Annotated in this window: 7 protein-coding genes; 6 read left to right on the plus strand and 1 reads right to left on the minus strand. The window is 65.3% G+C overall.

The window, feature by feature from the left end; all coding sequences use genetic code 11:
- Positions 1-8: 8 nt before the first annotated feature.
- On the minus strand, positions 9-5921 hold the full coding sequence (locus IFT63_RS09285) for an RHS repeat protein (protein WP_192083914.1): 5913 nt from the start codon (positions 5919-5921) through the stop codon (positions 9-11).
- Between the two features lie 376 nt (positions 5922-6297).
- Between IFT63_RS09285 and IFT63_RS09290 the strand changes: the two genes are divergently transcribed.
- The 6 genes from IFT63_RS09290 to IFT63_RS09315 all read left to right on the plus strand — a co-directional run bounded on the left by IFT63_RS09290 (position 6298) and on the right by IFT63_RS09315 (position 14337).
- Positions 6298-7650 carry an aspartate aminotransferase family protein gene (locus IFT63_RS09290; protein ID WP_192083915.1) on the plus strand — a complete coding sequence of 451 codons (1353 nt, stop codon included), beginning with the start codon at positions 6298-6300 and terminating at the stop codon, positions 7648-7650.
- Between the two features lie 63 nt (positions 7651-7713).
- The gene (locus tag IFT63_RS09295; protein WP_042614375.1) at positions 7714-8583 is read left to right on the plus strand and encodes a plasmid replication/partition related protein; all 870 of its coding nucleotides are present in this window, start codon (positions 7714-7716) and stop codon (positions 8581-8583) included.
- A 117-nt stretch (positions 8584-8700) separates the two neighbouring features.
- Positions 8701-9990 carry a DUF445 family protein gene (locus IFT63_RS09300; protein WP_192083916.1) on the plus strand — a complete coding sequence of 430 codons (1290 nt, stop codon included), beginning with the start codon at positions 8701-8703 and terminating at the stop codon, positions 9988-9990.
- Between the two features lie 260 nt (positions 9991-10250).
- Positions 10251-11396: a M23 family metallopeptidase gene (locus IFT63_RS09305; RefSeq protein WP_192083917.1), complete on the plus strand. Its 1146-nt coding sequence runs from the start codon at positions 10251-10253 to the stop codon at positions 11394-11396.
- A 52-nt stretch (positions 11397-11448) separates the two neighbouring features.
- Entirely contained in the window at positions 11449-11850 is a 402-nt protein-coding gene (locus IFT63_RS09310) for a DUF4124 domain-containing protein (RefSeq protein WP_152620667.1), read from the plus strand.
- Between the two features lie 264 nt (positions 11851-12114).
- Positions 12115-14337 (plus strand): TonB-dependent siderophore receptor, encoded by a 2223-nt coding sequence (locus tag IFT63_RS09315; protein WP_192083918.1) that lies wholly within the window; start codon positions 12115-12117, stop codon positions 14335-14337.
- Positions 14338-14367: the final 30 nt, after the last annotated feature.

Consider the following 14367-nt stretch of genomic DNA (forward strand, 5'->3'; position numbering starts at 1 on the left):
TCCATTGCTCACGGGATCACCCCACCGCCATCGCCCGGATGCGGATCTTGGGTCAACGTATGGTTCATCGGCGCAGAGAACGCCGAACAGCCCGAGGCATTACAGGCGCGCACCACGTAAACCGAAGCGCAGTACTGGATCGTGTAGGTCTGTCCTGACACGCTGGTCGCTGCGCCGTTGTACAACATGATCCCGCCATGGGCGTGCAACTCATAACGATCCGCGTAACCCACCGCCGTCCAGCCGACCTTGCACATCGAGTATTCCGCGTTGTGCGGCCCGGCGTAGTAGTTGTGCTGGGTGGCATAGCTCATGTTCGGTGCAGCAGGCGGGCGCCGCACCGCCACCGTCTTGGTGGCCGACCACCCACCGCAGCCCGTCGCATTGCAGGCCTGCACGCGATACGCGTAGCTCCCTGAGCTGCCCGGGTTCAGCCCGACACTGGTGCTGCCATAGCTGCCAAGCGCGCCCCAGCCCCCACCGTTGATGTTCTGCTGCACGTTGTAGCCGGTAGCGGTAGAGACGGCTGACCAGCTGATCGTGTATGCAGCGGCGGCGGAGGCGGGAGCCGTCAATGTAGGCGCACTCTGCGGCACCAGCAGCACTGCCACGGTACCCGTGCCCGAATATGCGCCGCAGCCACCTGCGTTGCAGGCACGTACCCGGAAGCGATAGCTGCCCGTCGCCCGTCCGGTGAATGCCTTGCTCAGCGCGGAAGTGTTCTGCTGCTGGGTCCACGCACTTCCGACCTGCTCTTCCAGTTCGTAACGCGTGGAGGTGGCCACCGCGGCCCATGACACGCTGAAGCTGCCGTTTCCGTTCGACGCGGGCAGACTCAAGGCCGGTGCAGCACCTGGCGGCCTCGTTACAACCGTGGTGACAATTGCAGAATACGCACCACAACCGCTGGCGTTGCATGCCCGGCCGCGATATCCATGACTTCCCGTGCCGCGGGCGCTGGTTGCCCAGTTCACTGCCGTACCAGTGTATGCAAGCGCCCAAGCGCCGGCGTTGACCCGCTCTTCCAACTGATAAGAAGTTGCAGTAGCGACAGCCGCCCAACTCACCGTCCACGCACCACTGCTATTGGTGGCTGGCGTGGTCACTGCCGCGGCACCTGGCACACGCAGCACCGTGGTGGTTTTCTCCGCCGACCAACCGCTGCAACCGCCGGCGTTGCAGGCCTGTACGCGGTAACCGTAGGTGCCGTTTCCCTTGCCGCTGATCGCGCGCAGCGTGGCCGCTTCAGCCTGTAGCGCGACCCAACTGCCGGTACCTGTGCGCTCTTCCAGGCGGTATTCCACCGCACCGCCCACTGCATTCCAGCTGACGTTGTAGCTACCGCTGGTATTGCTTGCCGCCAAGGTGATCGCAGGCGCTGCGGCAGGCGGCAACAGCACGGCCGTGGTAACGATGTTCGACCACGGGCTGCAACCGGCAACGTTGCAGGCCCGCACCTGGTAGCCATGGCTGCCAGTCGGCTTGCCGCTGATGCTCAGCGAGGTCGCCGTTGTGTTCGCCAGGTTGGTCCACGCACCGGTCCCCAGCCGCTCTTGCGGCTCGTAACGCGTGCTCCCGGTAACGGCAGTCCAGCTCACGATGAAGCTGCCGCTGTTGTTGCTCGTCGGCGCGGTAATGGTGGGGGCGGACTCCGACGGATAGATGACGGTCATCGCCTGTTCGGCGGACCAGCCGCTGCAGCCAGACACATTGCAGGCTTGGCCGCGGTAGCTGTACGCACCAGCGGCTCGACCACTCAGGGCCACACTCAGCCCAGCGGCATTATGGACGGATGTCCACGCACCCTCCCCGGCGCGCTCCTCGATGACATAGCGCGTGGCCCCGGTCACGGCCGGCCAGCCGATGCTGTAGCTGCCATTCAAACCGGCAGCCGGCACCACCAGGGCAGGCGCCGAGGCAGGAACCGGTACGACCTGCACCACCAGCGTGGCACTCCATCCGCCGCAGTTGGAACCCTGGCAGGCACGCACCTGATAGGAGCGCGATCCAGTGGGTGCGCCAGTTACCGCATGCGATAGGGCGGTTCCGGTATAGGCCGACGACCAGCTGGCCCCTGCGTTGCTGGAATGGCGCAGCTCGTAGCGGTTTGCGTTGCCAACCGACGTCCAACTGACGCTGTAGCTGCCGCTAGCCACGTTGGCCGGCCCACTCAATGCCGGGACAGCCACCGCTACCGTGCTCTCCAGCTCTGCGATCAGACTGCTGCCCAGGCTGACGTACTCCAGCTCCTTGCCGGTGCGCTTGTTGTGCTGCCGGCGCAGGACCCCATCGTTGCCGTAGAACGACAGGATGTCACCCAGCGAGGTGCTGTAGTTGCCGACCCGGCGGCCGTGCGCGTCGTAGGCATACAGCTCCTTGCCCGCGCCGTCGCGCAACCGATTGCCGTAGTCGAAGCGGAACACCTCGCCGTTCTTCTTGGCCAGGTTGCCTTGGACATCGTAGTCCAGGCCCATGATCGCGCTGCCGTCGTCGCGGTTCACCGTCGTCATGCGGTTGCGCGCGTCGTAGTAATAGTTGTGCTGCTTGATGGTGCCCAGCTTGGCGCTGCGGATGTTGTCCAGCACATCGTAGGTATAGCGGAATACGCCACCTCCACCGAACGCAGCCGAGGTAGCCTGGGTCAGGCGATCAAGCGCGTCGTACTGCATCTGACGCGACTTGCTGGCTTCCACCGCATCGGTCACGGTGGCCACGTTGCCATTGGCGTCGTAGGTGATCGTGTTGTCCAGCACGCCCGCATCGATGGCGCGTGCGGGCAGCGCACGCGCATTCTGGGTCATGCTGTGGGTGACACCATTGCCATAGGCGAACGAACGCAGCCCGCCGTTCGGGTAGTAGCGCACCGCCGATGCGTAGTTGCCTACCTGTGTCGGCTGGCCGAGTGCGTTGGGCGCCAGCGTGACCTGCAGGCCACTGGGGTACTGCAAGCTGGCCATGGCCGCGTTGGCATCGTAGCCGTAGCCCATTGTCCAGATACCCACGCCTTGTTGCTGCATGGTTTCACCGGTGATCAGGCCGCGCTTGTTGTAAGCGTAGGTATTGATGACCTGGCGGCTTCCCGCATTTTCGGTCACCACCTGGGACGGTTTGCCCGCCGCAGTGTAGCTCCAGGTCTGGTTGCCATTGCCATCCGGGAAACTCAGCTGATTCAGTCGGTTGCGACTGTCGTAGCTGCGGTCCACGCGGCGACCGGAGGCCTGTGCCGTCGCGGTGTCGCAGCCATTCGCTGCTGTAAGGGCCAGCCCTGCTGCGCTCCAGGCCAGATTACCTGCTGCATCATAGGCCATCACCGTCGCACCGGACTCGGGCTCGACCGATTTGCACAGTTGCTGCTGCCCGTCATACACGTATGCGCGGGTGATGGTGACGCTGCTGTCTGCATTGCGGCGCTTGATCGATGTCGGCTTGCCGAAGCGGTCGCGGGCGATCTCGGTAAAGGCGCCAGCGGGGTGCTCTATCCGCGTCGGTGCGTCGTAGTTCGGCGTATCGAAAGCCTGATGGCTGGTGATCGTTTTCTGCCCGCGCGGGTCGGTCGTACGCGTACGCAGGCTGGACAGGTATTCGGTGATCGTGGTCAGCAGGCCCAGTTCACTGTCAGCCGAAGTGGACGTCGGACGGCCCAACGCGTCGTATTCACTCCACTGGCCACTGGTCAGGTTGGTGGTTGCACCGGGATACGACTGGAAGGTGGTGCGACCGGCATGGTCATAGCTGAAGCGCTGGTAGCGGTCGGTCTGGGCGACGTTGTCGGCGTCGAACTCGCGGGTGATGAGCGGGCGCCACATGGCATCGAACCAGGTGGTCTTGCGACGGTTGCCGGTGCTGCTGCTCAGGCGCCAGTGGCCCGGTGCAATTCCATATTCATCGGCATCCACGCGCTCGAACACCTGGGTACTGGCATTCCACGCGACCGAATCGCCGCTGGCGAACACTGTCGTGGTGATGCGCCCCATCGCGTCGTAGTCATAGCTGGTCTGGTAGCCCAGTTCATTGGTGACTGAACGGATCCATCCGTTGTCATCGACCGTTGCGCTCATCCCGTTGCCGTCGGCAAAGCCGATGGTCTGCGGCGTGCCGCGTTTCCAGTTGTTGAGCGTGGTGCTGTTGCCGCGACCATCGGCAAAACTGGCCACCGCGCCATCGGCATGATAGTTCAGCGTCTGCACGAGCTTGCCGAATTGACGTTGCTCCACGGGCAGCGCCATCCCGTTGAAACTGGTCTGGGATTCAACCAGGCCGGTATCGTTGTTGGTCACGCTGGCGGTCTGACCGAGCAGCCACGCACCGGTGTTGTCATGGTAGGCGGTGGTATCGGTACGACTGTGGCCCAACGTGCTGCTGCGGGTGACCTTCACTGGCCTGGCTTTGGCGTCGAAGGTAGTGGCCTCCCAGGTCAGCGTGGCGCCATCACGCACGATGACTTTCCTGGCAAGCGGACGCACCAGCACCGAGGACTCGTCGCTACCGCCCCAGCGTGAGCCATAACGCGCAGGGAATGGCATGGACGGAACCTGCGCGTTGCTGACGTAGCTCAGCGTTTCGCTTTCCAGAGTCGTCCCGCTGGCGGCTACGGTACTGCGCGCCAGCATCTTGCCTTCATTGTGCGAATACACCACACCGTAGGTCTCCTCGACACTGCTGCCATCCGGCTGGGTGATGCGCACCACCTTGGACTGCACGCAGGTGGTGCACGGCGGAACGTTGCCGCTCCACGAGCCGTAGCTTTGACCAAGGTCGGTGTAGTACCAGCGCAGCGGGGAGGACAGACCCGGGCCTTCGATGGTTTTCTCGGTCAGGCCCAGCACGTCGAACCAAGTCGGTACCGGGGTGTAGTGCACGATCGGGAACCCCGTGCCGATACTGCCTCCTTGCGCCTCGCCTTGGCACAGGATGCCAGGCACGCCGGATCGCGCAAGCCGCTGATGGTCGAAGCGGAAAGTGCCCAGGGCACCCGATGGGTGGCGCATCTGCAGGCGGTAAAGCTTGTCGGCCATCGGTGCGACGTTGCCGCAGCCCGGCCCGATATCTTCGTGCCAGATTTCATAGTTGATCCGGCGATCTTCCAGATGCGTGAACTCCCACGCGGCCTGGTCAGGCTGGGTCACCCGTTGCAGAGTTTCGCCGCTGTAGGCGTAGGTCCAGGTCCGCCCATGGGCGGAGGCGCTGACCAGCCGATCACCCGAATACTGGAGGGTTATCTGGCGCCCATCGCTGGCGCTGAAGGCCGTTGGATGGCCGTTACCGTTGTAGCTGATGTCGACGAAGTTGCCGAAACGATCCTGGATGCGGCTTGCCATCAGGAAGATTTCCACACGCTGGCGACCGGCGCCTCCGGAATCCCGCGCCATGAGCCCCATCGCGCGCTCGGTAGCCACGTTGAAGGTATAGGTGATGCCATCGGTGGTCTGCAGCACAAACCCTTCGCCGGGGTATCCACCTGCCATTGCGGTACAGGTAATTGAATCCAACGAGGTGGTGGTCCAGGCATGGGCCTGCCCGTCGGGGCGCTTGAACTCGTCCGGCGGCATGGCCACCAAGGAGCGCGCACCTTGGCCCGGAAGATTGACGTTGTAGCCTGACCAGACGTCTTCAAGCTTGTTGGGGACGTCCGTGCGGGGGTAGAAATTCGTACTGCAGCGCGGCGTGTCGCCAGTGACGGTCACGTTCCAGCGGAACGCCGAGTCGAATACGCCGGAGATATAGGGAACATCGATATTCCAGTCTGCCGCACCCGCATAAGTCTTGGGTGCAAGGCCGATAGCCGGGACGGGGCGGATGTTGAGCGACCGGCTCAGCCGCACCGGCAGCGCGTTGGTTCCCGGCAGATCGATATCGGTCTGGTTGAAGGTGGTGCTCTGGTCGTAGACGTTGACGGCGTCACCGAACAGATCCGAGGTCAAGGCCCCCACCTGTTCTGCAGTCCGTAGTCGCTTGTCGTACTCCTGATAGGGCTGCATGGGCTGGGCAGACGCCGTTGCCGCCATGCCGGCCCACACCATCGCTGTCCCTGCCCACGCGCCTGCGCGCGCACATGCCACGGCCGCACCTAAGCGAGCCTGCTTCACGATCTGCATCCTTGCACCCCTGTTATCGGCTTGCTGATAGTCATCGCTGGTTCAGACTGAGTCAAGCCCGACGTTGGGCTCGGTGTGCCGATGCTTGCGCGGACCGCAGCGTGTCACTTGCGCATACCGCTCATTCCCCGCCTGAAGTCACGCCAGCGCGGCATATCCCTACGCTACAGTCAGAAAAACCGTCGCCGTTCCGGAGCCCGTCATGCCCTCCCCGACCCCGCCGCTCAACGTCCTTGCCACCACGCAGCCGGAGACTCTCGACGCCTTCTGGATGCCCTTCACCGCCAACGCGCAGTTCAAGGGCGCACCGCGCCTGTTGGTCCGTGCGCAGGGCATGTACTACGAGGACGTGGAGGGCCGGCAGATCTTGGATGGCACCGCCGGGCTGTGGTGCTGCAATGCCGGTCATGGCCGCAAAAAGATCGTGCAGGCCATCGCCGAACAGGCCGGCACGCTGGATTTCGCGCCCACTTTCCAGATGGGCTCGCCGCTGCCGTTCGTGCTGGCGCAGCGCTTGGCCGCGCTGGCCCCGGCGGGGCTGAACCATGTGTTCTTCACCAACTCCGGTTCCGAGGCGGTGGATACGGCGATGAAGATCGTGCTGGCCCACCACCGTGCCCGCGGCGAAGGCCAGCGCACGCGTTTCATCGGGCGCGAGAAGGCTTACCACGGCGTCGGCTTCGGTGGCATGGCGATCGGCGGCCTGCCCAACAACCGGCGCCAGTTCGGCCTGCAGTTGGGGGGCAGTGCGCACCTTCCGCATACGCTGGATTTGCAGCGCAATGCCTTCAGCCAGGGCCTGCCGCGGCACGGGGCAGAGTTGGCCGATGCGCTGGAGCGGTTGATCGCGCTGCACGATGCCTCCACCATCGCGGCGGTGTTCGTGGAACCCATCGCCGGATCGGCCGGGGTCATCCTGCCGGCGCCAGGGTACCTGCAGCGCCTTCGTGAAATCTGCGATCACCACGGCATCGTGCTGGCGTTCGATGAGGTCATCACCGGCTTCGGCCGCGTCGGCATGCCCTTTGCCGCGCAGCGTTTCGGCGTCACCCCGGATCTGATCACCTTCGCCAAGGGCGCCAGCAACGGCGCGGTGCCGCTGGGCGGGGTGCTGGTCAGCGATGCCATCCACTCCAGCCTGCAGCAGGGGCCGGCGCAGGCCATCGACCTGTTCCACGGCTATACCTGTTCGGGGCATCCACTGGCCTGCGCGGCCGCGCTGGCTACCTTGGATGTGTATGCCGAAGAGCGCCTGTTCGAGCGCGCCATCGAACTGGGCGAGCACTGGCAGCGCGCCCTGCACGGCCTGCAGGGGCTGCCCAACGTGGTGGACATCCGCAACTTCGGGCTGGTCGGCGCGGTGGAGCTGGCACCGCGCCGCGATGCCCCGGGCAGCCGCGGCTATGAGGTGTTCCGGCGCTGCTTCCACGACGGCAACCTGCTGGTGCGGCAGACCGGCGACACCATCGCGTTGTCGCCGCCGCTGATCGTGGAACCGGCGCAGATCGACCAGATCGCCGACGTTCTCGGCGCGATGATCCGCGCCACCGCCTGAGCCGGGACGAGCCAGCCCGAGCCGGTACAATGGGCGGTTCCGCTCCACGACTGCCCGTTGCCCATGAACATCGTCGTCAAAGAAGAACTGAAGGCCTACATCGACCCGCTCACCGCGGACGAATACGAAGCGCTGGAGCGCAGCATCCTGGCCGAAGGCTGCCGCGATGCGCTGGTGTTGTGGGGCGATGTGCTGGTGGACGGACACAACCGGTATGGCATCTGCCAGAAGCATGATCTGCCGTTCAACACGGTGCAGAACACCCGCTTCCAGAGCATGGACGATGTCCACCTGTGGATGATCGAACAGCACCTGGGCCGGCGCAGCGTGTCTGACTTCCAGCGTGGCGAACTGGCGCTGCGCAAGCGCGAGATCCTGGCCGAGCGCAAGCGCATCGAGCAGGAAAAGCTGCAGCGCGAAAGCGACGGCACCGCCGACGGCCAGGACGAGGACCAGGACAGCCCGCCGTGGGATCCGGCACCCAGCTTCAGCCGCGCCGAACTGGCCCGTGAGGCGAAGCTGAGCAGCAACCAGATCAGCATGATCGAACGCATCCGTGCGCAGGCGGCGCCGGAAGTGGTGGAGGCGGTGAAGAACGGCCAGCTGTCGATCAGCGCGGCGGCAGCGGTGGCATCGCTGCCGGAAGACGAGCAGCGCGCGGCCGCCACCGGTGGCAAGGACGAACTGAAGCAGGCCGCCAAGCGGGCCCGCGAAGCCAACCGCAAGCCGCGTGCGGCCAAGCCGGACGTGGCGGTGCAGGCTGAAGAGGTCAGCGAGGACGAGCAGGCGCTGCGCGATGCCGAGGTGATGCACGCCCTGGAACAGCTGGGCGAAGGCGCCCCGGCGCTGCGCGCCCGCATCGTCACCCTGACCCGCGAGAACGATGCGCTGCGCCAGCAGCTGGCGGCGCTGCGCGCGCAGCTCAGCGCGTAATGCGGGGGTGGGGCGGCATGCATCACGCTGCCGCTGCGCTCGCCGAGCATGGCTCGGCGCTACCGCATGCACTTTCCCGTCAACGGGGCCCAACACCGGCCCCGGTAGACTGCCCGCATGACCACGACTCCCGATGATCCGCGCCGCGCCCAGCTGCGGCGCCTGAAAGCCATCGCCTTCGGCATGCTGCTGGTGATGCTGGCCGGTTTCGCGGTGAGCCACTGGCAGGGCGAGCGCGGTATCTGGGCCTGGGTCGCCGCGTTCTGCGAGGCCGCGGCGGTGGGCGCCATGGCCGACTGGTTCGCGGTGGTGGCACTGTTCCGCCGGCCGATGGGCCTGCCCATCCCGCATACGGCGATCATCCCGCGCAGCAAAGAACGCATCGGCGACAGCCTGGCGGTTTTCGTGCGCGACCAGTTCCTGGCGCCGGACATGCTGCTGGCGCGGCTGAAAGTGTTCGATCCGGCCGCCCGCCTGGGCAGCTGGCTGTCGGCACCCGAACAGGTGCGCATGCTGGCCGACATGGCGCGTGGCTGGGCCTTGCAGGCGCTGGATTTCTTCGACGAAGCGGCCGTGCGCAGGCAGCTGCACGGCTTCGTGGTGCAGCAGCTGCGGCAGTGGAACGCGGCCTCCACCGCCGGTGAACTGCTGGCCCTGCTGACCGCCGATGGCCGCCACCAGCGCGTGCTGGACGAAGGCCTGCAGCGGCTGGCGCGCTGGCTGGAACAGCCGGAGGTCAAGCAGCGGGCCTCGCAGCTGATCGTGCGCTACATCCAGCGCGAGTGGCCCACGCTGTCCAGCACGGTGAACTGGATCAAGCCGATCGACGAGATCGGTGACAGCTTGGCCGAGCGCCTGGCCGGGGCGGTGCTGGAGGAAATGCAGCAGGTGCTGGCCGACCCGCTGCACCCGTTGCGGCAGGACTACGAACAGTGGCTCGGCAGCTACGTGCAGCGCCTGCGCGAGGACCCTGCGCTGGCTACCCGCATTGAACAGCTGAAGCAGGAAATGATCGACCACCCTGCCCTTCAGGAGTACGTGCAGGGCCTGTGGTCGCGCATCCACGCCAGCCTGCGTGCGGACCTGCAGAGTGAGGACTCCGCGCTGGCCGGGCACCTGGAGCGCAGCATGGCCGCGCTGGGCCGCAGCCTGTCTTCGGACCCGGCGCTGCGCGATGCACTCAACCTGCACCTGCTGGAGGGTGCGCAGCGGCTGACCTCGCGCCTGCGCGATGGCGTCACCACGCATATCGCGCAGACGGTGAAGGGGTGGGACGAACGCCACCTGGTGGAACAGCTGGAACTGAGCGTAGGCCGCGACCTGCAGTTCATCCGCTTCAATGGCACGCTGGTCGGTGGCCTGATCGGGCTGTTGCTGCACGCGGCCACCACACTGCTGCCGATGTGAGTGCGGGCGTGAGGGCGTGCTGTCCCATTGATGGCCATAGCATCAATGCCACCTCCGATGGATCTTTCCAACGCCGGTAACTTTGTGATTGCCGACAAACCCGGCGTTGTCCCACGTACCTAGCATTGGCCTTGCCCGCCCGCCAATAGCGGCAGCAGCGAGCCAGCCCCGACATCTCGACGTGGTCCCTTCCGCAGGGTCCAGGGAAGGTTGCGGCCTGAATACACCACGCCGCTCAGATCCAATCTGGAATCCGAACGATGACCATCCATACGCGCCGATTGATGACACCCGCACTGCTGGCCGTGCTCTGTGCGGCATCCACGCTGGGAACGGCACAAGCCAGCGAACCTGCCGTGCAGAGCCAGGACCTCGTGTACCAGTACGAGGAAATGTTTGATTTCGATATCGCCGCCTGGCTGTCCGCGCATGCGCCACAGCTCAGCCCCAATGCCGAAGTGGTCTCCCATTGGGCGGGCTACAGCGGCATCAGTCCGCGCGTGCTGCTTGCCCTGATGGAGCTGCAGACCGGCGTGGTGGGCAATCAGGATGCGGCGGCCGGGAACCTGGAACGGCCCTTCGGCACGCTGGTCACCAAAACCGGCTTCGGCCCGCAGTTGCGCGAAGTGGCCGAAACGCTGCGTGATGCGATGTACGACGCCGATGACACCCGCACGATGGGGCCGGTGGCGCTGTCTGCCGACAACCCGCTGCGCACCCTGTACGCGCTGTCAGGCATGGACACTGTGCGTGCGACCGCGCTGGCCGACGCTGGCTTCAATGATGTCTACCGCCGCCTGTTCGGAAGCAGCCCAGCGACGGCGCAACGCGGTGGCGAGGCGCGGCCACAAGCCGTTGTGCCGCCGACCAACCTGTTGCAGTTTCCTTATCCGCTCAAGGCGAAGTGGCATATCGGCGGCGCACACACCCACTCCGGCAGCGGCCGGTTCCCGATGTCTTCGCTGGACATGTCGGTGGGCGGTTGGTGGGGCAGCAACCAGAGCAACTACTGGGTATCGGCATCGGCGTCGGGACGTTTCAAGCGTCACTCCTCCTGCATGGCCGAGATCGTGCACGAAGGTGGCTGGTCCACCACCTATTACCATCTGATGAACATCCGCCCCGCGACGGGCGCCATGGTGGCGGCCAACGATGCCATTGCCAACCCGGCCAATACCCGGAACCAGGCCTTGTGCGATGGGGGGTCCTCTACCGGCCCGCACGAACATTGGTCCCTGAAGTCCAACGGCAGCCAGCACCACCTGAATGGTGTGACCCTGTCCAGCTACCTGATCACCGCCACAGGCACCAGTTACGACACCAACTGCCAGCGCTTCAACCTCAGCCGTAATGGCAGGCGCTACTGTTCGGATTTCTACACCAACATAGGTGTTGACGCTCCCTGAATCGGGTATTCTCCCGCGCATCGCGCGCCAAGGCGGTGCGCCGGGGGGATCAATGACCAGGATGTTGATGACGCTGGCGCTGTGTGCGCTGGCCACGCAGGCGCACGCGCAACGCGTGTACAAGTGCAGCGATGGCAAGCAGGTGGCCTATCAGTCGGTGCCCTGCCCGAAGGAGCAGGACACCGGCATCAGCCGGCCGGTCGTGCGCGATCCGAACCTGACCAGCGCCGACCGCGTGCGCGTGGCGCAGGAATCATCGCAGGCGCGCCGCTGGGTGCGTCAGGGCGCAGGCTACGACCAGCCCGACGTGCGCGGCACGGTGATCGACAACGTGGTCGATCCGCAATCCTGCGAAGACGCCCGCCTGCGCAAGGAGATGGCCGAAGTGTTCACCGGCCGCAGCGCTCCTGCCCGCATCGACCAGGAAATCCACCGCGCCTGCGCGGTGCGCTGAAAGCCCGTGCGGTCGCACGTGTGACCGTACTGAAAACGCTTGCTTAACTAAATGCGAATACTTATCATTTAGTCAACCACGTACGCCCAGCCAGTCAGTCGCGGCCCCCTTCCGCCGTTGCCGCCCCGTGTACCAGCTAACGTTCGCCGCCCCAGCCTGGTGCGGCGACGATGGGAACGGGCGCTGCATCCTGGCGCTGGGCCCGCGCGCCTGCGCGGCCGTTTTCATCGCCGGCTTTTCTACCTGCATGGAATCGCACCCCTCATGTCGTCGCTGTTCAACGCTCCCCCCCGTTCGCTGCTCGCGCTTGCCATCGGCAGCCTGTTGCTCGCTTCCAGCGCCCACGCAGACACCCCGGCCAACGCCTCCGCGCGTACCCTGGACGCGGTGCAGGTCACCGCCGATGGTGAAATCAGCAACGGCTATACGGTCAAGCACGCCAGCACCGCCACCAAGCTGGACCTGTCGCTGCGCGAGACGCCGCAGTCGGTCACCGTGGTCACTCGCCAGCGGCTGGACGACATGGGCCTGTTCGCACTGTCCGATGTCATGGGCCAGGTCACCGGCGTGCACGTGTCGGTGACCGACAGCGAGCGCATCAACTATGTGTCGCGCGGCTACAACATCACCAATTTCCAGGTCGATGGCATGCTCAACACCTTCGGTGGGTCGATCAAGACCAACACCGACAGCGTGATCTACGAGCGTATCGAAGTGATCCGCGGCGCCACCGGCCTGACCACCGGTGCCGGCGATCCGTCGGGCACCATCAGCTTCGTGCGCAAGCGCCCCACCGATACCTTCCAGGCCGGTGCCAACCTGACCGTGGGCCGCTGGGGCAACCAGCGCCTGGAAGCCGACCTCGGCGGTCCGGTGGCGCTGGATGGGCGCATCCGGGCGCGCGTGGTGGCGGCCAAGCAGCAGAGTGATTCCTTCCGCGATGTGTACCAACTGGACAAGGACGTGTTCTACGGCATCGTGCAGGCCGACGTCACCGACAGCACCCTGCTGGAACTGGGCTATGAATACCAGTCGCCGCATACCTCCGGGGTGACCTGGGGCGTGGTGCCCTACTGGGGCGCCGATGGCAAGCCGGCCAACCTGCCGCGCTCGACCAACCTGTCAGCCTCGTGGAGTACCTGGCCGATCATCGAGAAGACCCGCTTCGTACGCCTGGAGCAGCAGCTCGGCAACGGCTGGTCGGCCAAGGCCAGCCTGACCCACGCCGACCGCGATACCGATGGCAGCGTGTGGTACGGCGCCCAGGGCTACCCGCGCGCGGATGGTACCGGCGTGTCGGCCTACGTTTCGCACTTCAACGAGCAGAGCACGATGGAGGTGGTCGACCTCAACGCCAGCGGCCCGTTCAAGCTGTTCGGGCGCGACCACGAACTGGTGTTCGGGCTGGGCCAGTCGGTGCGCAAGGGGGAATCGGATGCGCTCGATTTCGACTACACCGCCGCCTATGCGGTGGTGCCGGACTGGCGCAACTGGTCAGGCGACGTGCCGCGCTTGCCCGTCACCCGGCTGGGCTACCTGGCATCGGAGAACGAGCTGAAGCAGAGCGCCGCCTACCTGGCCGCACGGCTGCAGTTGGCTGATCCGCTGCTGGCCGTGGTCGGTGCCCGTTATGGCAGCTGGGAAACCAGGACCTGGCGCTATACCCATGACACCGCCGGCAACCTGACCGCCACTACCCGCACCGGCTACAAGCCCGATGATTCGCTGACGCCGTACCTGGGTCTGGTGTACGACTTCAACGCGATCTTCAGCGGCTACGTCAGCTACGCCGATATCTTCCAGCCGCAGAATTACCGCGACCGCAATGGCGATTACCTGGAGCCGGTGGTCGGCACGATGTGGGAAGGCGGCCTGAAGGCCGAGTTCTTCGGCGGCCTGCTCAATGCCTCCGCGGCGATCTTCGAAGGCGAGCAGGACAACGTGGCGGAGATCGATGATTCGGTGCCGCCGTCGTCGCTGCCCGATGGCAGCCAGGCCTACCGTTCCACCGGCAAGGGCAACAAGGTGAAAGGCTGGGAGCTGGAAACCCAGGGCAGCATCGGCGAGCACTGGAACCTCTCTGCCGGCTTTGCCCACACCACCATCCGCAACCGTGCCGGCGTGCTGCAGAAGACCACCAACCCGCAGGACACCTTCCGGCTCAACGCCAGCTGGCGCCCGGGCGGCATCGACGGCCGGTTCTGGCTGGGCGGTGGCGCGACATGGCAGAGCGGCATCTGGAACAACAGCATCAAGCCGCGCGCGGATTACCTGAGCAGCGGCCGCACCGAAAGTGCGCGCATCCAACAGGACGCGTTCTACCTGGTGAACCTGTCGGCCGGCTACCGCTTCAACGAAAACTTCAGTGCCCAGCTCAACGTGAACAACCTGCTGGACAAGGCGTACTACAACAACGTCGGCTTCTACCAGGGCGTGTACTGGGGCGAACCGCGCAACGTCACCATGACACTGCGCTGGAAGCTCTGAGGATCTGATGGATGCCGTCGGCGATGTGCC

The organism is Stenotrophomonas sp. CFBP 13724 (genome assembly GCF_014841975.1).
Classification (GTDB): Bacteria; Pseudomonadota; Gammaproteobacteria; order Xanthomonadales; family Xanthomonadaceae; genus Stenotrophomonas; species Stenotrophomonas lacuserhaii.

What these genes read in the sequence shown, in the direction of transcription:
- IFT63_RS09290 (WP_192083915.1), top strand. Translation starts at nt 6,298, where the DNA reads ATGCCCTCCCCGACCCCGCCGCTCAACGTCCTTGCCACCACGCAGCCG.
- IFT63_RS09295 (WP_042614375.1), top strand. Translation starts at nt 7,714, where the DNA reads ATGAACATCGTCGTCAAAGAAGAACTGAAGGCCTACATCGACCCGCTC.
- IFT63_RS09300 (WP_192083916.1), top strand. Translation starts at nt 8,701, where the DNA reads ATGACCACGACTCCCGATGATCCGCGCCGCGCCCAGCTGCGGCGCCTG.
- IFT63_RS09305 (WP_192083917.1), top strand. Translation starts at nt 10,251, where the DNA reads ATGACCATCCATACGCGCCGATTGATGACACCCGCACTGCTGGCCGTG.
- IFT63_RS09310 (WP_152620667.1), top strand. Translation starts at nt 11,449, where the DNA reads ATGACCAGGATGTTGATGACGCTGGCGCTGTGTGCGCTGGCCACGCAG.
- IFT63_RS09315 (WP_192083918.1), top strand. Translation starts at nt 12,115, where the DNA reads ATGTCGTCGCTGTTCAACGCTCCCCCCCGTTCGCTGCTCGCGCTTGCC.